The 22,926-nt window shown below is 49.1% G+C and carries 18 protein-coding genes, 4 tRNA genes and 1 pseudogene; 9 read left to right on the forward strand and 14 right to left on the reverse strand.

Features of this window, described 5'->3' with window-relative positions; all coding sequences use genetic code 11:
- Genes hemN through EAO38_RS01100 form a run of 5 tightly spaced genes read left to right on the forward strand, consistent with a single transcriptional unit; the run spans nt 1 to nt 5,988 of the window.
- A complete protein-coding gene (gene hemN / locus EAO38_RS01080; RefSeq protein WP_121020396.1) occupies nt 1-1,368 on the forward strand; it encodes an oxygen-independent coproporphyrinogen III oxidase in 1,368 nt (455 codons plus the stop codon).
- Complete coding sequence (locus tag EAO38_RS01085) at nt 1,337-2,689, forward strand: (Fe-S)-binding protein (protein WP_121020397.1); 1,353 nt, start codon at nt 1,337-1,339, stop codon at nt 2,687-2,689. The genes hemN and EAO38_RS01085 overlap by 32 nt, the downstream gene beginning before the upstream one ends.
- Nucleotides 2,690-2,746: 57 nt before the next feature.
- On the forward strand, nt 2,747-3,457 hold the full coding sequence (locus tag EAO38_RS01090; protein ID WP_121020398.1) for an outer membrane protein: 711 nt from the start codon (nt 2,747-2,749) through the stop codon (nt 3,455-3,457).
- Nucleotides 3,458-3,469: 12 nt separating this feature from the next.
- Complete coding sequence (locus EAO38_RS01095; RefSeq protein WP_121020399.1) at nt 3,470-4,528, forward strand: NAD(P)-dependent alcohol dehydrogenase; 1,059 nt, start codon at nt 3,470-3,472, stop codon at nt 4,526-4,528.
- A 26-nt stretch (nt 4,529-4,554) separates the two neighbouring features.
- On the forward strand, nt 4,555-5,988 hold the full coding sequence (locus tag EAO38_RS01100; RefSeq protein ID WP_121020400.1) for an outer membrane family protein: 1,434 nt from the start codon (nt 4,555-4,557) through the stop codon (nt 5,986-5,988).
- Here the strand turns inward: EAO38_RS01100 and EAO38_RS01105 are convergent.
- From EAO38_RS01105 to EAO38_RS01140, 8 genes and pseudogenes are all read right to left on the reverse strand, one after another.
- Nucleotides 5,985-6,347 (reverse strand): DUF779 domain-containing protein, encoded by a 363-nt coding sequence (locus tag EAO38_RS01105; RefSeq protein ID WP_121020401.1) that lies wholly within the window; start codon nt 6,345-6,347, stop codon nt 5,985-5,987. The two genes, EAO38_RS01100 and EAO38_RS01105, sit on opposite strands and share 4 nt — an antisense overlap.
- Nucleotides 6,347-7,852, reverse strand: a complete 1,506-nt coding sequence (locus EAO38_RS01110; protein ID WP_121020402.1) for an aldehyde dehydrogenase family protein — start codon at nt 7,850-7,852, stop codon at nt 6,347-6,349. Before EAO38_RS01110 ends, EAO38_RS01105 begins: the two co-directional genes overlap by 1 nt.
- Before the next feature lie 112 nt (nt 7,853-7,964).
- Nucleotides 7,965-9,436, reverse strand: a pseudogene (locus tag EAO38_RS01115) (Na+/H+ antiporter NhaC family protein).
- A 29-nt stretch (nt 9,437-9,465) separates the two neighbouring features.
- Nucleotides 9,466-9,553 (reverse strand) — tRNA-Ser (locus tag EAO38_RS01120).
- Between the two features lie 29 nt (nt 9,554-9,582).
- Nucleotides 9,583-9,655, reverse strand: a tRNA-Cys gene (locus EAO38_RS01125).
- Between the two features lies 1 nt (nt 9,656).
- Nucleotides 9,657-9,743 (reverse strand) — tRNA-Leu (locus tag EAO38_RS01130).
- Nucleotides 9,744-9,792: 49 nt separating this feature from the next.
- The gene (locus EAO38_RS01135) at nt 9,793-10,104 is read right to left on the reverse strand and encodes a TRL-like family protein (protein ID WP_121020403.1); all 312 of its coding nucleotides are present in this window, start codon (nt 10,102-10,104) and stop codon (nt 9,793-9,795) included.
- Nucleotides 10,105-10,128: 24 nt separating this feature from the next.
- Nucleotides 10,129-10,203 (reverse strand) — tRNA-Gly (locus EAO38_RS01140).
- Between the two features lie 167 nt (nt 10,204-10,370).
- Between EAO38_RS01140 and EAO38_RS01145 the strand changes: the two genes are divergently transcribed.
- From EAO38_RS01145 to EAO38_RS01160, 4 genes are all read left to right on the forward strand, one after another.
- Nucleotides 10,371-11,129 (forward strand): 3-hydroxybutyrate dehydrogenase, encoded by a 759-nt coding sequence (locus EAO38_RS01145; protein WP_121020404.1) that lies wholly within the window; start codon nt 10,371-10,373, stop codon nt 11,127-11,129.
- A gap of 8 nt (nt 11,130-11,137) precedes the next feature.
- Nucleotides 11,138-11,593: a GntT/GntP/DsdX family permease gene (locus EAO38_RS01150; RefSeq protein ID WP_121020405.1), complete on the forward strand. Its 456-nt coding sequence runs from the start codon at nt 11,138-11,140 to the stop codon at nt 11,591-11,593.
- Between the two features lie 252 nt (nt 11,594-11,845).
- A complete protein-coding gene (locus tag EAO38_RS01155) occupies nt 11,846-12,145 on the forward strand; it encodes a type II toxin-antitoxin system RelE/ParE family toxin (protein WP_121020406.1) in 300 nt (99 codons plus the stop codon).
- A gap of 76 nt (nt 12,146-12,221) precedes the next feature.
- Nucleotides 12,222-12,689, forward strand: a complete 468-nt coding sequence (locus tag EAO38_RS01160; protein WP_121020407.1) for a hypothetical protein — start codon at nt 12,222-12,224, stop codon at nt 12,687-12,689.
- A gap of 184 nt (nt 12,690-12,873) precedes the next feature.
- Here EAO38_RS01160 and EAO38_RS01165 read toward each other — a convergent pair whose 3' ends face one another.
- The 6 genes from EAO38_RS01165 to murD all read right to left on the reverse strand — a co-directional run bounded on the left by EAO38_RS01165 (nt 12,874) and on the right by murD (nt 22,919).
- Nucleotides 12,874-14,442 (reverse strand): dipeptide ABC transporter ATP-binding protein, encoded by a 1,569-nt coding sequence (locus EAO38_RS01165; protein WP_121020408.1) that lies wholly within the window; start codon nt 14,440-14,442, stop codon nt 12,874-12,876.
- Nucleotides 14,414-15,430, reverse strand: coding sequence for an ABC transporter permease (locus EAO38_RS01170; RefSeq protein ID WP_121020409.1), 1,017 nt, complete (start codon nt 15,428-15,430; stop codon nt 14,414-14,416). The genes EAO38_RS01165 and EAO38_RS01170 overlap by 29 nt, the downstream gene beginning before the upstream one ends.
- A gap of 83 nt (nt 15,431-15,513) precedes the next feature.
- Complete coding sequence (locus EAO38_RS09390) at nt 15,514-17,580, reverse strand: methyl-accepting chemotaxis protein (protein ID WP_121020410.1); 2,067 nt, start codon at nt 17,578-17,580, stop codon at nt 15,514-15,516.
- Between the two features lie 153 nt (nt 17,581-17,733).
- Nucleotides 17,734-19,791: a methyl-accepting chemotaxis protein gene (locus EAO38_RS09395; RefSeq protein ID WP_328588078.1), complete on the reverse strand. Its 2,058-nt coding sequence runs from the start codon at nt 19,789-19,791 to the stop codon at nt 17,734-17,736.
- Between the two features lie 9 nt (nt 19,792-19,800).
- Nucleotides 19,801-21,684, reverse strand: coding sequence for a mechanosensitive ion channel family protein (locus EAO38_RS01185; protein WP_205588318.1), 1,884 nt, complete (start codon nt 21,682-21,684; stop codon nt 19,801-19,803).
- On the reverse strand, nt 21,684-22,919 hold the full coding sequence (gene murD / locus EAO38_RS01190; RefSeq protein WP_121020411.1) for a UDP-N-acetylmuramoyl-L-alanine--D-glutamate ligase: 1,236 nt from the start codon (nt 22,917-22,919) through the stop codon (nt 21,684-21,686). Before murD ends, EAO38_RS01185 begins: the two co-directional genes overlap by 1 nt.
- Nucleotides 22,920-22,926 lie beyond the last annotated feature (7 nt).

Raw genomic sequence — 22,926 nt, forward strand, 5'->3', positions numbered from 1 at the left:
GTGGACACTCTAGACTTTGCGCGATTCGCCCGCCACTCTAAGCCCGGCCCTAGATACACGAGTTACCCCACGGCTGTGGAGTTTCATGCCGGCTTTCAAGAACGCGATTTGATCCAAGCTTTGGCACGCTCCCAAACAGAAGTCCCTCTCTCTTTGTATTTTCACCTGCCCTTTTGCAAAAGTCCTTGCTATTTTTGCGCCTGCAATGTGATTTATAGCAGTAGCGAGCGCAAGAAAGAACGCTACATTCTCTATTTGCAAAAAGAATTAGAGCTGTTAAAAGAGCATTTAGACACGGGGCGCGAGGTGGTACAATGGCATTTTGGCGGGGGCACGCCCACTTTTTTTAACGCAGAGCAACTAGAACGCATTATTAAGAGCATTAAAGCCGTGTTTTCTAATTTTGCTCCCGATGCCGAGTTGGCTTGTGAGATCGACCCACGCCACTTCAATTACGATCAAATGCGCGTCCTGAAAGAACATGGCTTTAATCGCCTGAGTTTTGGCGTGCAGGATTTTGAGCCAGTGGTGCAAAAGGCGGTCAATCGCCTGCAAAGTTTTGAGCTCGTGCGCGAGAAAGTAGAGTTAGCCCGCGCATTTGGAATCAATTCGCTCAATTTTGATCTCATCTATGGGTTGCCTTTTCAGAATGTAGAGAGTTTTCAACACACCTTAGAACAGGTGTTGCGCCTAGACCCCGATCGCTTGGCTGTGTTCAATTACGCCCATGTACCCTGGATCAAGCACACCATGAAAATAGACCCCGCCACCCTGCCCACCCCTAGCCAAAAATTAGAGATTTTGCGCTTTTTGATCGCTTTTCTCACCCAACATGGCTATGAAATGATTGGCATGGATCACTTTGCCAAAAAGGATAATGAGCTGTACTTAGCCTTGCAAAACAAGCAATTGCGGCGTAATTTTCAAGGCTACACCACGAAGAAATTCTCTCAAACCATCGGGGTGGGCGTTACAAGCATTGGGGAGGGGTTGGATTATTACACCCAGAATTTTAAGGATTTAAAAGCCTATGAGCGCGCGCTAGATGAGGGGCATTTGCCCGTAGAGCGAGGCATTGCTTTGAGTGCAGAGGATCGTTTGCGTAAAGAGGTCATCATGGCTTTGATGAATAATTTAGAGTTGGATTTTGGGGCGATTGAGCGCGCCTTTAGCATTGATTTTAAAGCCCATTTCAAGCAAGCCCTAGAGGCGTTAAAGCCTTACGAACAAGAGGGCTTGTTAAGCATGGACGCGCATGGTTTGAAAACCAGCCCCACAGGGGCGATGTTGGTGCGCAATATCGCGATGGTCTTTGATGCGTATTTGGACAAACACCATGGGGATCAAAAATTCAGTAAAACCCTCTAAATTAGGGGCGTGGCTCCATGAAGACATTGAGCGCACCACGCAGGCTTGTGTCAAGTGTGGCAAGTGCGTGCCTAGTTGCACGATTTATCGCATCCACAAAGACGAAACCACCTCTCCGCGCGGGTTTTTAGACCTCATCGCTTTGGTCAAACAAGAGAATTTAGAGCTCAACACCTCTTTAAAACATATTTTTGAGAGTTGTTTTCTGTGCACCACTTGCGTACAAGTCTGCCCCTTCCACTTGCCCATTGATAGCATGATTGAAAGAGTGCGTGTTTTGAGCGCGCACAAACATGGGATCGCTTGGCATAAAAAGCTTTACTTCTTTTTGCTCAAACACCCCCGCTTGATGGACTTTGTCTTTTCACTCTGCAGCGTGAGCGCGCCCTGTGCTTTTAAACAAGTGGGGGATAAAATCCATTGGCGCTTCCAACGCGTTAGCCCCAAAATCCTAGCCAAGCGCGCGCTTTTCCCCTTTGCACGCGCTAGCTTTTTGCGCACCCATCAGGGCGTGATCCCCCCCAAAGCCCCTTTAGAAAACATGCCCGCTCAAAGTGTGGGGATTTTTATTGGGTGTTTGGGCAATTACAACTACCCTAGCGTGGGCAAAAGTTTGCTCACCATTTTAGACAAGCTCAATATCAGTGCGCATATCCCCAAACAATTTTGTTGTGGCGCGAGCGCCTTTTTCACCGGGGACATAGACACCGCCCTTTTTTTGGCTAAAAAGAATGTGGATTTACTCACAGAAGTAGCCACACACACAGAGGCGATCTTAGTCCCAGAAGCCACTTGTATTAGCATGCTTAAAAAAGATTATGCCCATGTTTTTGAGAGTATCTCTGATACCCAAGAGCGGGAGGTGTGGTTAGAAAAATGGCGCAAGGTAGCAGACAAATTAGAATTTGCCTCTAGCTTTCTAACCCACCATAGCGCGCTTTTGCAGGTGCTCAAAACCTACCCCAAAAATCCCCTCACTCTGACCTACCACGACCCCTGCCATGCTAAGAAAGTCTTAGGGGTTTATCAAGAACCCCGCGCGCTACTAGGGGCGAATTTTAGCCTCACTGAAATGCCAGAGAGCGATCGTTGCTGTGGTTTTGGGGGGGTGAGCATGCAAAGCGATCATTACGCCTTGAGTGTGCAAGCAGGCTTGCCCAAAGCCCAGCACATCGCCAACACCAAAGCCCAAGTGGTGAGCGCGGAGTGTTCGGCTTGCCGTGTCCAGCTCAATAACGCCCTGCACCAAATTGACGCGCCCACGCAATTTTTACACCCCCTAGAGCTCATCGCGCGCGTTTTACAGACCCCGCACGCCTAGATTTAAAAAAAATATGCTAGAATAAAACGACATCATCAATATTAATAGAGAGGACGCATGAGCAAGACATTTTCTAATTTACTCAAGGGTGTGGCTGTTTTGGGCGCGCTTTCTGTTCCCCTGTGTGCAGAAAGGAATGCATGGTTTTTAGGGGCGAGCTACCAAGTGGGGCAGGTGGGGCAGATGATCAAGAACCCTCCCCCCGGTAATCCGCTCAACTATGCTAAGTTTCCCAGCGGTCGCTACAGTTATTTAGCCGTCATGCAAGGGCTTGGCATCAGCGTGGGGTATAAGCATTTTGTAGGCAAAAAGAAATGGTTTGGGTTTCGTTACTACGGTTTCTTTGACTATGGGCATGCGGTGTTTGGGGCTAATGCGTTAACCAATCTTGGGACACAAGCAAATCCCAGTTACAGCACTGTAGCCAATCTCACCGACATGTTCACCTATGGGGGTGGGATTGATACTCTGTATGATGTGATCAACAAAGACAGCGCGACTTTCGGGTTCTTTTTTGGGGTGGCTATTGCGGGCAACTCTTGGGGGAACACCACGAGGGCGTTCTTAAAAACTAAGGGGCATGTCGATCCGGCCATTTTCCAGTTCTTGTTCAACGCGGGTTTGCGTACCACCATTGCCAAACATCAAGAGTTTGACTTTGGGGTCAAGATTCCCACCATCAACGACTATTACTTCCACAATGGGCCCTTGACTTTCACCTACCGCCGGCAATACAGCCTGTATGTGGGTTATCGCTTTAACTTTTAAGGAAGGGTTGTTATGGCAGCGCGCATTCCGGCTAAGGGTTTTGCGATCCACTCTAGGGAGGGCAAATTTCAAAGGCATGACTTCACCCGCCACGCTTTGGGCGAAAAAGATGTCTTGATCGACATCCATTACTGCGGGATTTGCCATAGCGACATCCACTCAGCTTATAGCGAGTGGCATGATGGCATTTACCCCATGATCCCCGGGCATGAAATTGCCGGGGTGGTCAAGGAAGTCGGCGCGCATGCGCGCAAATTCAAGGTGGGCGATAAGGTCGGAGTGGGTTGTTTTGTCAACTCTTGCAAAGAGTGCGCGCCATGTACCCATCACCACGAGCAATTTTGCCCCAAAGTGGTCTTTACTTATGATTGTCCCGATCACTTCCACAACAACGAGCCCCACATGGGGGGCTATTCTAATTGCATGGTGGTTGATGAAGATTACATTATCCGCATCCCTCATGACGCGCCCTTAGAAAAAATCGCTCCGCTCTTTTGTGCGGGCATCACTACCTACTCTCCCTTAAAATTTTCTCAAGTCAAAGAAGGTTCTAAAGTGGGCATCGCTGGCTTTGGCGGGTTGGGGCATATGGGTTTGAAATACGCCCTAGCCATGGGGGCGCAGGTGAGTGTGATTGGACGCAGTGAGGCCAAGAGGGAGCAAGCCCTGAAAATGGGCGCAAAGCATTATTACAGCAGTGTTGAGGACGCTAAGGGGGCTGATTTGGATCTCATTCTCTCCACCATCCCCACCCCCTACAACATGACCGACTATTTAGACGCGCTGCGCTATGGGGGTGAATTGGCCATTGTGGGCAACCCACCAAAAGATGTGTTGCCCAGCGTGAATGTTGCTGAGTTGATCATGCACGGGAATAAAAAAGTCTATGGTTCTCTAATTGGGGGGATTGAAGAAACCCAAGAAATGTTAGATTTTTCTATCTTACACCATATCTACCCAGAGATTGAGCTTGTAACCGGTGAGGACATCGACCAGGTTTATTACAATCTCACTCATTCTAATGCGCCCTTTAGATATGTCATTGACATGAAAAAATCCTTAGGGAGTTGATAGGGCTTGTGCCTAAGAGAGATCGCATGCCTGCTGGCCGTCTTTTTACGCTCAAGCTGTGTTGCGCCCCTTTAATACTAGCCCCTCTGCAAGCCTTTGATTATAAATTAAGCGGTTTTGCTAACCAAGCCGCCACGATTGGATTTAACGAGCACCCCGTAGAAAAAAGTAGGGGGGTTTACCCCATGCAACAATACGCCACCATTGCGGGTTATCTCTCCCTTACCTTCAATCTCTTGCCCAAAACCCTAGCCGGGCATAGCCTCAATGGGCGCATTGGAGGGATGGTCGGTGGGGTGCTTTACGATGGCACAAAAAAGTTCTACGGGGGCTCTGTGGTCTATCAAAACTTCGCCTACTACGATGGGTATTTAGGCGGGGCTGCTGATGTCGTACAAAGCGATGATGTTTGGGCTAAAAATCGTAAACTCAGCCAGTACAGCCATTTCTATGTCTTTAGCGATGCGTATTTAGAATACGATTACAAGCATTACTTTGGGATCAAGGCGGGGCGTTATCTCTCCCAAGCTGCCTATAAGAGCGGACAAACACAGGGGTTTGAAGTTTACACCCAATTAAAGCATGTGCGTCTGTGGTGGTTTAGTTCTTGGGGGCGCGCTTATGCCACTGGGGTGCAGTTGAGGGATTGGTATGCTCCTAGAGTGGTGTACAGTGGCGAGTACCACAGGAACGCCCAAGGGGGTTATACCCCCAGTGGACATAAGGTCGCCTATGGCACGCATGCGATCCAGCTCACTTACCAGAAACACCATTTTCTAGCCGAGGGGTTTTTTTACTTTTCGCCCAAGATGTTCAACGCCCCGGGCTTAAAAATCGGTTGGGATAGCGATCCTAATTTCGACGGCAAGGGATGGCGTTCCAACACCCAAATTAGTGCTTTTTTCCCTCTTTATTACCCTTGGATGGTGCGCAACGCCACAGGGAAGCCCATCTATCGCTACGACAATCCGGTAACACCCAATGGCCAGAGTCTGATTATCCGCCAGCGCTTTGACATCAACCAATTCTTTGTCATGGGGACTTTTTATAAGAATTTTGGCAACACGAACGCGTGGGTGGGCAACACAGGTAACCCAGCCGGTGTAGAACTCTATGGCAATAGTCTTTGGGCGGGTTATGCAGGCACCGCCCTTAAGGCCAATGCGATCACGGGCACATTCATGTATGGGGGTACACATTTTAAAAAGGCCTTTGCATGGCGGATGACTTGGCAGTGGAGCAGCGCGCCGGTGTCCTATGAGGGACGCGTGATTCTCTCCTTGAGCTATCAATTCACCCCCTATTTAAAAGGCCTAGTGGACTTAGTCTACTATGGAATCCACACCAATAAGGGCTATCAAGCGGGTTTAAACGCCTACTGTAACCCTAGCATCACCTACTGTGGAGGCGGGTATCAGGATCGCAGCGCGCTCTACACCCAACTCATTGCTTCTTTTTAACCCTCTTGTAATTGGGCTAATTCTTGAGGGCTAAATAGGCGGCTTGCTAAGGAAAAACTCTTGCCCGTCCCATAGGCCAGAGAAAACTCACTCCCTTCTATGGGCTGGACATCTAAAATAAGCTGGGTGTGTTGTTGGTAATGGTATTGTTCTTGGTGCATGTAAAAGGCAATCCCCTCTATTTCCCCCAAGCACACATCGTTTTGCCCGAGTTTGAAGTCTTGTTTGGCGTAGGCATAGACCACGCTCCCCTCACAGCAACCACAGGACTGGTAAAAAATGAACCCCTCAGGCACCATCTCTTTGAGTTGCGCGATCAGGGTGCGGGCCTCCTTAGTGGCGATGACGCGCTGTGGCATCAGAAAAAACCTAATTTGTGGGGGCTATAGCTCACCAACAGATTTTTAGTTTGCTGGTAGTGTTCTAACATCATCTTATGCCCCTCGCGCCCGATCCCACTTTGCTTATACCCCCCAAAGGCAGCATGGGCGGGGTACATGTGGTAGCAATTGGTCCACACACGCCCGGCCTTGATCGCGCGCCCAAAATGGTAAGCCCGGTTGATGTCGCGCGTCCACACTCCTGCCCCCAACCCAAACATGGTGTCATTGGCGATCTCTAGGGCTTCTTTTTCGTCTTTAAAGGTGGTGAGGGCTAGTACGGGGCCAAAGATCTCTTCTTGAAAGATACGCATTTTATTATGCCCCTTGAAGATGGTAGGCTGGACATAGCACCCTTTTTCTAAGCCAGCAATCTGGTTTCTAGCCCCTCCGATGAGACATTGCGCCCCCTCTTGATGGGCTAGCTGGATGTAGTTCAAAATGGTGTTGACTTGGTTCTCATCCACCTGCGCGCCTATCATGGTTTCTAGGTCCAACGGATTGCCCGTCTTGATCGCCTTGACCCTCTCTAACACCTTGCCTATAAAGTCCTCATAAATGCTCTCATGTACCAACGCACGCGAAGGGCAGGTACAAACCTCACCCTGATTGAGCGCAAAGAGCACCAGCCCTTCGATGGCTTTGTCTAAAAACGCATCTTCATGCTCGTAAATATCAGAGAAGAAGATGTTAGGACTCTTGCCCCCCAGCTCAAGCGTGCAGGGAATGATATTTTCAGTGGCAAATTGCATGATTTGTCGCCCCACTGCAGTGGACCCGGTGAAAGCCACTTTAGAGATTTTAGGGCTAGTGGCTAGATGTTTGCCAATGAGCCCCCCGCTCCCGTTGACCACATTCACCACCCCAGCGGGCAGGAGATCCCCGATGAGCTCTAACAAAACCAGCGCGCTAGCTGGGGTGGGCGATGCGGGTTTGAGCACCACCGCATTGCCTGCTGCTAACGCTGGGGCGAGTTTCCATGCGCACATCAAAATGGGGAAATTCCAAGGGATGATCTGCCCCACCACACCCAGGGGCTCGTGAAAATGGTAAGCGACTAAATTCTCTTCAATGTCGCTAATGCTTCCCTCTTGGGCACGGATACAGCTCGCAAAATAGCGGAAATGATCGATGGCTAGGGGAATGTCCGCGGCTAGAGTTTCGCGAATGGGCTTGCCATTGTCCCAAGTCTCTGCGTAGGCGAGTTTTTCTAGGTTTGCCTCCATGCGATCAGCAATCTGGAATAACAGGCGGGATCGTGCCTCAATGGGGGTTTTTGCCCAAGCGTCCTTGGCTTTGTGCGCGCTATCCAGGGCTTTATCAATGTCTTTAGGGCTAGATAGGGGCACTTCGCACAGCACTTCTCCATTAATGGAACTCTTATTGGCTTTATACTTCCCCTCCACAGGTTTCACCCACTCTCCGCCGATGTAGTTTTCATAGCGGGACTTAAAAATCTTTTGGCTGTCTTTATAAACACTCATGCTCTCTCCTCAAGAAATGTGCCCAGATTCTAACGCCCAAATATTAACGCGCCCGATCCTAGATTTTTGGCAACCCTCAAAAGGGTGTTGGTGTTACTAATGGTGATATGGCCTAGTACCTTTGTTTGCACAGAAAAAACAAGCCCACCAACAACCCCAAGCCCACCCCAAAGCCCAGCAGTTTAGACAGGCTCATACTGGCCACCAAAAAAGCCACCAAAGCGCATAGCGCGCTCAAGGTGGCATAAGGCAACTGGGTTAAAAAATGGCTCTGCACACTGCAACCCGCCCCAGTGGCTGATAAAATTGTGGTGTCAGAGATGGGCGAGGCGTGATCGCCATAGACCGCCCCAGAGAGAATGGCCGCCACCATTAAGACTAGATCGCTCCCCAACTGCGCGCTCATACTAACCCCAATGGGCAACATGATCGCAAACGCCCCCCAACTAGTGCCCGTACTAAAGGCGATAAAACCCGAGATCACAAACAACACCGCGCTAATCCATACCCCCACCCCCTGAAAATGCCCCACCAAACTGGCCAAGTACAAACCGGTTTGTAAATCATCGCGAATCAAAGGCCCAATTGCCCATGCTAAGATGAGCACTAAAATCGCGCCCTGCATGCTCTTAAACCCGCAAATCAGCAAGGGCATGAGTGTGGCAGTGGCTAGGTATTTTTGGCCAAAAGCAAGGTGATCCCCAAAGAAATAAACCCCCCCACAAAGAGGGCAAAACTGGTTTGGGTGTTTTTGAGGATGTCTAATAAATTTAAACTTTGGGCATGGGCGTATCCGGTGTAGAAAATGAGCGCGCAGGTGCTAAGAATCAAAATGGCGATGCTGCTTATCAAGAGCCACACCGGGGCCCTGCCCCCTGGAGTTGGGCGCAGATCCCCCACCCCAACATTTCTATGGCGCGCCATAGCGGGCAAATTGATCTGCCATAGGATCGTTAAAAACACCGCAACAAGCGCAAACCACGCGTAATAATTGCTCGTGATACTGCTAAGCAAGAGCGCAAAGCTATTTTCAATCCCCTCATTTTGCATCACCCCCACAATGTAAGCCCCCCAGCTAGAAATGGGCATGAGCATGCACACGGGCGCAGAGGTGGAGTCGATGATGTAGGCTAGCCTCTCGCGGCTGCTTTGGTGGGCATCGTTGAGCGACTTGCTAATTTGCCCGACAATGAGAGCATTGAAATAATCATCAATAAAGATCACCAACCCCGCAAAGAGGGCGACAAATTCGGACTGCCGCGCGTTCTTGACGAGTTTGCGCGCCTTGAGCACAAAGGACGCGCTCGCTCCTGAAGCGCTGATCACTTGGGTTAATATCCCCAAGATCACCAAAAAGGCAAAAATGTAAAGACTATTGGTGTTGAGCGCAAAGCTGGGAGTGCTGGTGTAAAACACCGCGCTCAATTTGGCATAAGTGAGCTGGAGCGTGCTCACAAGGCCATCGCTCACCAGCCACGCCCCGAGCACAATCCCGCAAAAGAGCGAGAGCGCAACGCGTTTAGTGAACACCACCATGGCAATGACCACCACGGGCACTAACAAACTCAAAATAGAATGGCCCATAAAAACCTTAATATGTCAAGAGGCTATGCTGGCCGGGAGAGAGGGATTCGAACCCCCGGAGGCTCTCACCTCAACGGTTTTCAAGACCGCCGCTTTCAACCACTCAGCCATCTCCCGTCAATGTAGAAAAGTTAAATCGCAAATATTGGAGGCGACGCCGGATTTGAACCGGGGATCAAGGTTTTGCAGACCCATGCCTTACCACTTGGCTACGTCGCCATGGTGCCCAAAGCCGGACTTGAACCGGCACGGTATTGCTACCGAGGGATTTTAAGTCCCTTGTGTCTACCTATTCCACCACCTGGGCAAACGAACGCGTGGCGTTCGAAGACACCAAGCGTTTTCAAGGTGGACGATCAATCGCCTTTGACGACGGTCGTGTACCTGCCGTAGATTCCCAAATAATTAACTACTTTACGATCCACGGATTTAATATTACTCACGCCCCCCGCTTTAGCGGCTGCTTCTACGGAGCAATCGCCAATAGCAATGAGGCTGAGAATGCTGGTACAACTTGCCTCTCCAGTCTTAGAATGGTGCTTTCCATTACCCGAAACCGGAACTTTCACATCTGTATAAAGAGCGCCCACAGGGATAGAAGTACCACAACCCGCCATCAAAATTCCCGCGCACGCACCCACACCCGCAAGCTTAACCACACGCAACATCAACTGCCCCTCTAAAATCAAAAATGGAGCGGGAAACGGGGATCGAACCCGCGGCCCCGACCTTGGCAAGGTCGTGCTCTACCACTGAGCTATTCCCGCAAAAGTCGCAATTCTAGCACGAATTTTTTAAGAAGTCAATAGTTTAAAATGGCCCTCCTATACAAAAGCAATACCCCCACGCTCAAACGCCTAAAACTGCACTCCCATTACTAAAACCCATACCAAAATATGCTAGCATAAATCTATCCTAGGATTAGAGAGTTGCCATGGTTGTTGTCATTACTGGGAGTGCTAGTGGGATTGGGCTAGGCGTAGCGCAAGCCTTTTTACAAGAAGGGCACAAGGTGGTTTTTTCGGATTTGAATCAAGAAGCTTTAAAACAAGTGGCCACCGCCACACCCTCCAAAAATGCGATCTTTATCCCCTGTGATGTGGCCAGCGAGGACTCTTGTTTGAATCTCATCGCACAAACCCAAAAAACTTTTGGTTCTGTGGATGTGCTCATCAATAATGCCGGCTTCCAACATGTCGCCTTGCTTGAAGACTTCCCTACAGCAGTGTTTAATAAAATGTTGCAGGTGGAGTTAGTGGGGCCTTTCATGCTCACCAAATATGCTTTTCCTTCAATGAAGGCGCAAAAATTCGGGCGTATCCTCAACATGGCATCCATCAATGGCCTGATAGGCTTTGTAGGCAAGGCCGCTTACAATAGTGCTAAACACGGACTTATTGGGCTGACTAAAGTTTGCGCTCTAGAGGGTGCGCTTTTCAATATCACGGCTAATGCCATTTGCCCGGGCTATGTGGATACCCCCTTAGTGCGCAACCAGTTGGCCGACTTGGCCAAAACCCGCCAAATGAGCGCACAAGAAGCTCTAGAAAAGATCCTCTACCCACTCATCCCTCAAAAGTGCTTGATCGCCATTGAAGACATCGCTAAACTCGCCCTTTTTCTAGTGAGCGATGCAGCCAAGAACATCACGGGGCAGTCCTTTGTGATTGATGGTGGCTACACCGCACAATAGGAGCGCATGTGTTAGGCATTCTCTTAGGCTTAGGGGTGTTGATGGTCTTAGCGTATTTGGGCTGGTCAATTGTGTGGGTTGCGCCCATTGCCGCCGGAGTGGTGGCTATTTGTGGTGGGCTAGATTGGCTAAACACTTACACGCATACCTATATGGGCGGGTTTTGCGCCTTTGCTAAGGTGTGGTTTCCTATCTTTATGCTCGGGGCTATTTTTGGCAAGTTAATGGAGATGAGCGGTATGGCTAGTGCGATTGCTAAACTCATCGCCCAAACTTTAGGGCAAAAGCGCGCCATTTTAGGGGTGGTTTTAGCCTGTGCCGCGCCTACCACCACACAGCCCACCCCAAAGGCGACTTCTCTCAAAGCCACCATGCCATTTAAGCAGAAACTCAGCGCGGCAGTGAAACTCCCAAACTACTTTGTAATTTATTGGTGGCTAGCACCATATGGGGGGGATTCCTAATGCCATCAAGTCCACCAGCCCCGCGCTGAACGCCGCCACAAAAAAAGATCCCATAGACATACCGTTCTAACTCCATCGTACACTCCTCATCGATTCGCATCCATTGTAACAAAGCTATATTTTAGGTTTATATCGCTAGAATCCGATCTCCAAAACTCCTGTAGTTGGAGCTTTGGTTTTATCCCGGGTTAGAGGAGTATTTTTTTGGGCCTTGGTTTTCAAGCATATTTTGACGCAAGAAAGGATATCAACATGCGTTCGCAATATCGTTTAGTTTTGTTGAAAATTATGGAAATGGGCTGTCGCGTTTCTAGTTCTTTCAAACGCGCCCTCAAAAAACTGAGTAATAACGATCTATTTGAGCTATTATCTACAATTTATATTCTACAATCGCAAAGAGTAATCCCTATTAAATATGCTAATCATAGAGTGAAAGGTAATTTAAGTTATCAAGATTGTCATGTAAAACCTGATTTAGTATTGATTTATCGCTCGGTGGGTGCGTCTTTAGAATTAGCGCGCTTGGGCAAGCATAATAAGGTATTCAAGTAGTTTTTAGTATTGCTCTACATTATTATAGACGTGTGGGGCTATTTTATTAGCCGCCTTAAGCCCCAACACCCCGCCCGTGTGGCTTGCGCTTTTGCCCCTTTTATGCGTGGTGTGCGCCTTGAATGTCTTTAAACTCTCTGTCATTTACGCCCTCTTAGGTGGGATTATTTTAATTTTGCTCTTGAGCATGCGGCACTATAAGGCCTTCGTAGGGGCGATCAATGCAGGGGCAAAGGATTCGATTCTAGCCCTCATCAACACCTGTGCGGCGGTGGGCTTTGGCTCCGTGGTGAAAGTGATGCCTAGCTTCCAAACTTTAGCCAATCACTTTTTAAGTACCAAGTTCAATCCCCTCATCACAGAAGCCATCACAATTAATATTCTAGCGGGGGCGACTGGCTCGGCCTCAGGGGGCATGGGCATCGCCCTAGAAAGCCCTAGGGGCAAAATACGCCGCTCTTGCCACAAGCGCACACATCCCCCTGGAGTTGTTCCACAGGGTCGCCTCTATTTCTTCAGGTGGGCTAGATGCCCTGCCCCATAATGGGGCGGTGCTCACCTTGCTCACCATCACAGGGATGACTCACAAGCAAAGCTATAAGGACATTGCTGTTGTGGCGGTGATCATCCCCATTTTGCCCTAGTGGTGGGGATGCTCTTGGCTAGTGTGGGGATTTATTAAGACATGATTGTCCAATCTTTGTTTTCTAGGCAAAAACTGAGGGCGATTAAAGCTTGGTTTCTAACAGCCTTTTGGTATAGGGGTTTTTGGGCGCGCTAAAGACGCTCTCTACACTCCCGCTCTCCACCACCCGCCCCTTTTCTACGACCAAGACAAAATCACAAATGCTCTCGATCACATCTAAATCATGGCTAATAAAAAGATAGCTTAGATCGAGCTTTTCTTGCAATTCTAATAACAAACCCAGCACCACCTTTTGCATGCTCTTATCCAGCGCTGAGGTGGGTTCATCCATCACCACCACTTGGGGGTGCAAGAGGATCGCCCGGGCGATCGCCACGCGTTGGCGTTGCCCCCCGCTGAGCTCAAAGGGGTAGTAAGTGAGATATTTTGCCTCCAAGCCCACCGCCTCTAAGCTAGCTTGCGCGGCTTGTATACTCCCCTTACCCCCCACTCCATGAAACGCCTCTAGTAAGATTTCTTGCACACTCCAACGCGGGTTTAAGGAGGCATAGGGGTTTTGAAACACCATTTGTAAAGACTTGCGGTAGGGCTTAAAACTCTTGCGATTGAGCTGACTCACACTCTGCCCTAAGACAAATTGCTCCCCTACTGAGGCGATGAGCTTTAAAATCCCTAGAGCGAGCGAACTCTTCCCGCTCCCGCTCTCCCCGATAATCCCCAAAGTTTGGCGCGCATGCAGGCATAAATTCACCCCCTGGATGGCGATGCGCACCTTATTAGCCCCTAAAAAGCGTTTTTGCACATAATGCACCCCAAAATCTTGTAATCTTAGGGTTTCTTGCCCCTGTTGTAGGGGTTTTTTGTGCGGGAGATGGCGCGCTTCTAAGAGTAGCCTTGTTGTGGGGTGGGCGGGGTGTTTGAATAAAGTGTCAATCGCGTTGTGTTCGCACAGCTGCCCGCCCTGCAAGACATAGACATATTCAGCCAACCACTGCACCGCGCCTAGATCATGGCTGATGAGCAAGATCGCCATGTGGTTTTGTATGCTTAGAGTTTTAAGCAATTCTAAAATCTGCATTTGTACCTGTGCGTCTAGGGCGGTGGTGGGTTCATCACAGATCAAGAGCTTGGGGCGGTTGATAATGCTCATCGCGATCGCCACACGCTGGTTTTGCCCCCCACTGAGTTGGTAAGGGTAACGCTCTAGCAAGTCCATCCCCAAGCCCACTTGATTCATCGCCTCTTCAAGACGGGTGGCAAACTCTTGTTTGGGGCAGCTTTGGTGCAGGCGCAAGCTCTCAGTAATTTGGGTTTTGATCTTGTGGAGGGGGTTGAGTGCGCTTAGGGGCTCTTGAGCGATGTAGGCGATGTCCTTACCCCTGATGGCGCGCAATTGCGCGGGCTTTAAGCCCAAGAGGTCTTGATCTTCAAAGAGAATCTTACCCCTTAGGGGGCGCACAAGGGGGGTGAGTTGCAAAATCAAACGGGCTAGTGAGCTCTTCCCGCTCCCACTCTCCCCCACTAGAGCCACTCTTTGTGCCTTCTCTATTTTAATGCTAATGTCTTGTAATAAGAAATCCTGCCCCACGCGCGCGCTCACGCGATCCAAGCGCAACAACGGGCTATTTGAAATTGGTGGCATCAAAGGCATCGCGCACTCCTTCCCCGATAAAAACTAGAATAGACAATAATAGCGCGATCGCAAAAAAGCCCACTAAGGCTAAATGCGGGGCGTAAAGATTGTTCTTGCCCTGTTCTAAAAGTTCCCCTAAAGACGCGCTCCCAATGGGCATGCCAAAGCCCAAGAAATCTAAACTTGCCAACGCCCCTATACTGCCGGCCATGATAAAGGGGATGTAGGTCGTGGTCGCCACCATCGCATTGGGCAGAATATGATAGAAAATCACGCGCGCATCGCTCACCCCTAAAGCATAAGAAGCGCGCACATAGTCCATATTGCGCCCCCTGAAAAACTCGGTGCGCACCACTTGGGCTAAACCCATCCAAGAAAAGGCTAGCACCAAAGCTAAGAGCCACCAAAAGCTAGGGGTGAACATGCTTGAAAGAATGATGAGTAAAAATAACATGGGGATTCCGCTCCAGATCTCTATAAAGCGTTGCCCTAAGAGGTCTAAAAGCCCCCCATAATAGCCTTGAAACGCCCCCACCCCCACGCCTACCACCACGCTAAAAGCACTCAATAACAGCGCAAAGAGGATAGAAACCCGGTAGCCATAGACAAGCCTTGCCAACACATCGCGGGCTTGATCGTCTGTGCCCAGCCAATGTTGCCAACTAGGCGGGGTGGGCGCGCTCTGCTTTAAATCCATCACAATGGTGTCGTAAGAATAGGGGATCAGAGGGCGAATCACAAACGCGTCTTTGAGGAGGTGGTTTTTGACATAGGGGTCGTTATAATCCGCGCTGGTGTAAAAGTCCCCCCCAAAAGCGGTTTCTGGGTAATCTTTAAAGATGGGGAAATACGCTTTGTGATCCTTATAGATGAATAAGGGCTTGTCATTCACCCACAACTCCGCGCCCAAGCAGAGCACGAACAAAACAAGGAAGAGCACCAACGCCCACAACGCCCGCCTATTCTCCTTAAACGCCCGCCAACGCCTCGCATGTACACTCACCACAACAACCCCTTTTAGCGATGCGTTATTCTAGCGCAAACAAACACCAAAAGGGCTGAGTCAAGTGTGTTTAGAACTTTTTTTATTTAGAACTTTTTCTTATTGGTGTCCTCTAAGATGTTGCTAGCAATGTGTTCTACATCTTGGCTAATGTTCAGGCATTCGTTGGCAATCTGCATATTGCGAGTCAGGTTCGTATCAAAACGCGCGATGATTTGGTTAATACTGAGCACCGCATCGGCCTGTTCTTTGATCGCGTTGGAATTATCTGCGATGCTTTGTACCAAGACATTAATATTAGACTCAATTTCGCCCAAAGACTTTTGGGTGCGCTCGGCCAGTTTGCGCACTTCATCAGCCACCACGGCAAAGCCACGCCCATGTTCGCCCGCTCTAGCCGCTTCAATAGCCGCATTGAGGGCTAGCAAATTGGTTTGATCGGCGATGTCGCGAATCACATCCACCACGCTTTTGATCTCTTCGCTTTGGGCGATCATGCTATCACTCTTATCGCTCACATCGCTAATACGCTGGGTGATCACTTCGATGTTTTGGGTGGTGTGCTTGACTTCGGCAGATTGTTGGGCGGAGTTTTCCATGAGTTTGTCCATGCTCTCCTTGAGGCCTGAGGCTTTGGCCCCCAAGCTGTTGGCGAAGTCTAAAGAAATTTGTAACATCCTGGTGATCTCTGCGCCTAGGCGGTTGATGGCCAGTTCCACGTCCCCGTGCGCGGGCTCGATCTTATGGGTGAAATCCAAGTTTTGATACGCGCGCACCACGTCTAAAATCTTATTGATGTCCGCGCCAATGTTCTTTTCTAAACCCGTGATCATGGAATGCAAGGTGAAGAGGAGATCGCACAGTTGGGGGGTACACCCCTGTTTGCATTCCAAATTCTTAGAGACGATGATCCCTTTTTCCACATTGGTGGCGTTCAAAGTCGCGTGCGCCACCATGGCGTTGTCCGCTTCAAAAGTGGCTTGGACACGCTTGATATTGGCAATGATCTGCTGGGCCATTAAGCCGATCTCATCGTTGTAGCGCACGGGATAGGTGGGGATTTTGGTCTCTTGTTCGTGTTGGATGAGCTTGAAAAAGGCGCGCAACATAGTAAACATGCGCTCTAAACGCTTGATGACTTGGCTATAGACAAAGAAAGAAATCGCCAGCCCTACAAAGGCTAATGTCAACAACCCGCCCACGATGATGACCTTGCGCATGGTGTAGAGATCCTTTAAAACCTCGTCTTTGGCTATGCTCGCGCCCACAACCCAATTATAATTGGCATTGGGTAGGATCGAATTATAGGGCTTAAGGGCATAAAGAACCACCAGCATCTCTTTTTGGGTAACATCGCTGTACCAATTGAGTATTTTGGTAGTTTTGGATTGGGCGTGCTCTCTAAAATCTAAAATCTCTTGGGTGCGCGCATCGCGCATGATGTCCTTGAACTGCTTGCCTTGTAGACTATGATTGGCTTGCAGGGCTAGGATGTCGTTGGTGCGTCCGATCAAAAACCCGTTTTGGCCATTGTTGGGGAAAAACTGGTTTTGGAGACGCTCAAAATCTGTAAAAACCCCCACCACGGCGACCATCTTGCCACGGATTTTAACCGGGACCGCGATGATATTGCCAAAGATCCTATTCCCGCCTAATAGGGGTGTAAAGTAGGTTTTGCTTCTAGCGTTTTCTTGGGTTTTCAAGACCGCTTGCACGGGCTCATAACTTAAAATATTGGGGTCATCGTGGTAGAACTGGATCTTTTCATTCTTGCCTTTAAACGCCCCAACACTACTGGTTGGTTGCCACTTTGCATCCAGCGTTACTAAGAAGGCTTCGCGAATATGCCCTCTTTCATCAGTTTGGATGAGATTTACGAGCATGTCCTGTATTTTGGTGTCTTCTTTTAAAATTTGGGGGGCAGAGGCGACATAACCGGCAAAATTGGAAATAGCATGCGCGATAGAACCCAAGGCGTGGACCACATTATTGGCCTTGATGATGGTCTGTTCTTTGAGAATGGCGCGCGCATTGCGATTCATCGTGATGTTGGCGTTGGTGAGCAAAACAAACCCCAGCACCCCAAAGAGCACAAAGAGGACCACGGAAATGACTAAAACAATCTTAGTGCCTAATTTTAGATTCGTAAACATGCCATCTCTCCTTAAAGACTGTTGGGCGCTTCAAACACCCCGAAGGGTTCAATCTCTAACAGGGACAAAAACACAGGTGAGCTGGTGAGCTGGTGAGCTGGTGAGCTGGTGAGCTGGTGAGCTGGTGAGCTGGTGGGTGTAGCATATTTTACCTTAAAATTTCTTTTTACTGGTGTCATCTAGGATATCCGTGGCAATGGTTTCGATGTCCTTGCTAATCAAGAGGCATTTGTTGGCAATGTCTACATTATGGCTTAAATTTACATCAAATTGGGTGATGAATTTATTGATGCCCAACACTGCGTCTGCCTGCTCCTTGATCGCGCTGGAGTTCTCTGCGATGCTTTGTACCAAGACATTAATATTAGACTCAATTTCGCCCAAAGACTTTTGGGTGCGCTCGGCCAGTTTGCGCACCTCATCAGCCACCACGGCAAAGCCACGCCCATGTTCGCCCGCGCGCGCGGCTTCGATAGAGGCGTTCAGGGCTAATAAATTGGTTTGATCGGCAATCTCTGAGATCATTTCTACAACATTTTTGATCTCATGACTTTGGGCGATCATGCTATCGCTCTTATTGCTCACATCGCTAATACGCTGGGTGATCGCCTCGATGCTGTGGGTGGTGTGCTTGATCTCTGCGGACTGCTGGGTGGACTTAGCGACCAATGTCTCCATGCTGTGATTCAAGCCTAGACATTTGTCATTGAGAATCTTGGCAAAGTCTGAAGACGTGCGCAACATTCTAATGATCTCCGTGCCTAGCTGGTTGGTGGCGATTTCAAAATCCCCTTTGGCACGCTGGAGTTTGGACGTGAAGTCCAAATCTTGATAGGCGCGCACCACTTCTAAGATATGGTTTAAATCCGCGCCCACGCGTTTCTCTAAGAAATCTATCATGGTGTTGATGGTCTGTATCAGCTTGGCGACATTGGGGGTGCTAGCTCTAGCATGGATGCGCTGGGTGATGCGGCCCTGTTCTACTGCGGAGGCCACAGAGATCACATCGGCTAAGATTTCGTTATCGCTTTGAAAATTCGTCTGAATTCTCAAGACATTCTCATTAATGCTAGCGAGCATGTGGCCTATTTCGTCATGATAGCCAGATTCATGAAAGGTGATGGACACCTCTTTGTGGCTGAGTAATTGGAAAAAGCGATCTAAAGTGCCAGAAACGCATTGTATGCGCTTAACGATGCTGTAATGGATGTATAAAAAGACCGCGCTCATCGTGAGGGCGAGCATGATCGCGATGATGATGACGATCTCCCAGCGCATTTTATCGATGTGTTTTTGTAAATCTTTTTTGGAAATCACTGCCCCAATCATCCAATTATGCCCCTGTTTGATCGTTTTAAAGGGGTGGAATGTGTACAGAGCAAAGATCGCCTCTGATTTGAGGACATCAGAATAAAAGATGTTATGGGTCATGGTATTTTCTTGAGCTTTTTCTCTAAACTCTTCAATTGCCTTAGCTTCGCGGGTCTTCATCACGTCATGGAAGGTCTTGCCCTGCAAGCTGTGATCACGATTGATCGCCAAGATGCGATTCCCCCCTCCCATGAAAAATCCATTATCACTCGTACTGGTAGGAAAATACGTATCCTGCAACATTTCCATGTTGATGAAAATCCCAGCCACCGCCACCAAGTTTTTTTTAGAATCAAAGATAGGCATGGCAATGGTTGTCCCAAAACGCGTTGTACCATTGACAAGGGGGGTAAAATCCACTCGAGAGCGGATGGGTTTGGGGTCTTGTATAACCTGAGCCACTAGGGGGGATTGCAAAATCAAGGGAGCATTGTGGAAAAATTCGACCGTTTCATCGGGTTCTTCAAATGCCGTATAGCTCTTGATGGGCTGTTTATTTTGCAAAAACACCAGCCACGCTTCGCGTACAAAATGCTTGTTCAACACAAGCTTTTCGACATTGTGTGAGAGCGCTTGATCAGAAGCCTTTTGCAATAAAGAAAACCCGTCATCAGAAAAATAAGCGACATAATGCGCCAAAGACTGGGCAAGGCTATTGAGCTCTAAGACGATCATTTTAGCCCTGTTTAGAGCTTGGCTCTGCACTGTCTTATCTGCATCATTGACGAGCATTTCTGTTGTTTCGTGAATGAAATACGCCCCCACGAGGGCGAAAGAAATGACCAAGATGATGGAGTTCATCAAAACGCTTCTGACCCCTAGCTTGAGATTTTTAAACACAACTCTCCTTTACCAACTCCGCTTCAAATCGCTAGGCACACTCTCTAAATACACACTCTGAGAGGGGAAAGCAAAACTCAAGCCCAATTCTTCGACAATGCGCATGATCTCTAGCATGACATTTTCTTTCACCGCCAACCACTCTCCCCACACCACAGTTTTAGAAAAACAATATACTAAAATATTGATGGAGCTGTCCCCAAAATTGTCCACATAGACAAAGAGATTAGATTTATAGCCCATCAAATCGTCCATAGACACGATGTGTTCGCGATCCATGATGTAGTCATGCTGGGCGTTGAGCTCGCGCTTGGCAGACGCGTCTAAATCGGCGTATCGAGCGATGTGGGGGTGTTGTTCTAACATGGTGCGGATCGCCAACACGCATTTAGCTAAGTTCTCGCGCGAAGACCCATAAGTCAACCCGATATTCATTTTAATGCGCCGCCCCACTTTGCGCCGATTCCAGTTGCGAATCGATTTGCCCGCAAGCTCAGAATTGGGCACGAACAATAGCGCGTTGTCAAAGCCCCTTACTGTAGTGCGTCTAAGCCCCATCTCTACTACAGTGCCTTCTACTTCTCCGCACACAATCCAATCCCCCTGCCCAAAGGAATTATCCAAGAGCAAGATCACGGAGGCGAAGAAATTAGCCAACAAGTCCTTCACGGCTAACGCCACAGCCAAGCCGCCAATGCCCAGCGAAGCGATGATGGCCGAGATATTAAAGCCTAGTTGCTTCAACACGGCTAAGATGATGATGATCACAATGAAGAAATAGGCCACTTTTAAAATCAAATTCACCACCTCGCGTCTAAAACCATTGCGTTTAGAAGCCAAGCTTGCCAAAAGAGCTGCCCCATAGGCTTTAAACAGGGCAATTCCTAGCCAACCTAGCAAGCAGATGTAGATCACTCCTAAATACATGTTGAATTTGAGGGGGGCGGGCTGGGGGTAGTATAAAATATCTATGGAGATGTCAAAGCTGTAAATGAGTAAGAAAGTAGAGATGGGGGCTAGAATGCTGTCGCGGACTTTCTGCTGGACTTGTTGATCCTTGCGGCTGAAGCGCACGAAGAGATCGAGCACCTTCATAAAAAGCGCGGTGGCGAGCTTTCTAAATGTGAGTAAGATCAACAAGAGCGCTAGGGAGAGAAAAATCTTTGCGCTTTGGAGTCCATGCGAACTTGGAAAAATGGCGTTGATGACCCCGGCAATGCGATCCAAGATCCAATGCATGTCGATGTTGAATAGCACATTTTTAGAGAGCACCTGGGAGGGGTGGGCTTGGATATAGTGGAGCACCTCTAGATAGGTTTTGAGTTTGAGCTTGTAATTATTGAGGCTTTCTTGAAGCTGGTGCAACTTGAGCGCGTCTAAGTCAGGGGGGAGGACATAACTTTTAGCCGCCGCGCTCTCTAATTTGAGCAAGATCACCATGCTAAGGTTTTTGACATCTTTTTCTTGGCTAAAGAAGTCTAAAGAGGTGCGCAATTTTTCCAAGAAATCATAAATCTGTTGATCAGCTTCTAGGCTCTTGAGCTCTAGGGTGCTCAATACATATGTGTACAGATCGTTATTTTTACTGCTTTTGAGCAACACCTGCTTGAGATGCGCCTGCTGCTTTAAATTCTGGTCGATATCAATGCCGATATGTTCTTGGCTATTGAGCAGGCGCAGAGCAAAGGTGTGGATGAGATCGTTTTTTTGATCGCTATAAAGGGGGACTTCTGAGCGTTTGATGGGGTCTTTTTCATAGCGCGCGATCACCTGGTTAAGCTGGCTGATCTGCTTTAAAAGCAAGTAGAGATCGATAGTATCGGGATCGCTTTCAGCCCGCACAACCCCCAACAAGCACAGACAGCAGAGTAAAAACGCGCGCACAATTGCCATCAGGACTCCAAGACACAGGCTTTAAAGAGATCGCCGCGTTCTTGATAAGATTTGAATTGATCTAAGCTAGCCGCGCTAGGCGAGAGCAAAGCCACTTGGTCGGGCTTTAAACACGCCTTGATCGCGCGCACCGCGCTGGCCACATCCCCACAACGCAGAGCCGACACCCCATATTCCCTAGCCATCTGGGACATTTGTTGCGCGCTGGCCCCAATGGTATAAATGCGCGTTTGCATGCGCGCCAAGACTTCAAAGAGGGGGGTTAAATCCACTTGCTTGGTATCCCCGCCCACAATCAAATGCACAAAGCGGTCTTGAAAACGGGCTAAAGCCTTTAAAGTGGCATCCACATTAGTCGCCTTGCTGTCATTAACCCATGTGCGCGCCAGCGCGTCTTGAAAGATCTCCAGGCGGTGGGGTTGCAGGGTGTAGGTGTTGAGACGATCGTAATCCACTTCCCCACACGCTGCTTTGGCTGCGCTCAAAGCCAGCAACGCGTCTAGTAAAAAGGGTTCTTCAAAGCGCACCTTAGAAATTTCCAAGCCCATGCGATCAGCCAAATGCGCGGAGTTTTCATAAAAGATAAAATCGGGCTTGTCAGGCTTTTGGGAAACTTGGCGCACGAGGGGGTGATCTTGCAAGCGCGCCTCTAGCCACACGGGGCTAGAAGGGGCCATTAGGCAGAGGGGTTTGAGCTTGGCGCGTACATAGTTGCCATAACTCCCATGCCAACTTACATGATCTTGAGCTAAGGGCAATAGCACATAAAAATCAGGGGCGTAATGCTTGGTGTAGTGCAAACTAAAGGAGCTGGTTTCTAAAATCCACAAGGGCGCGTCTTCAAGCTCGATTAGGGGCGTGCCGATATTCCCGCCCACTTGGGCCCCATAGGGCGCACAGAGCAAGCCCAACATCTCGGTAGTGGTGCTCTTCCCATTGGTGCCGCTCACAAAACAGCTAGGCGGGGGGGTTTTGATCTGGGCGATGTAATCATATTCGCTACACAAGTGGTGGCTAGCCAACACTAGAGGGTGGTGGGGGGGAATCCCGGGGCTGATAATCTCTAAAGACGAGTGGGCGGGGTTAAAAGCACTGGAGGGGAGCAGGGGCTGGTTGTGGGACGTGGTGGCTGGGGTGTGGATCGCATCGTCATAGATGGCGCAGGACAAACCCTGCTGGGCAAAATAAACGGCAAAAGCCTGATTAGTGCGTCCATATCCAAGTAAAGAGATCATCTACCCA

Origin of the sequence: Helicobacter vulpis (assembly GCF_003660395.1) — a bacterium.
GTDB classification, from domain to species: domain Bacteria; phylum Campylobacterota; class Campylobacteria; order Campylobacterales; family Helicobacteraceae; genus Helicobacter; species Helicobacter vulpis.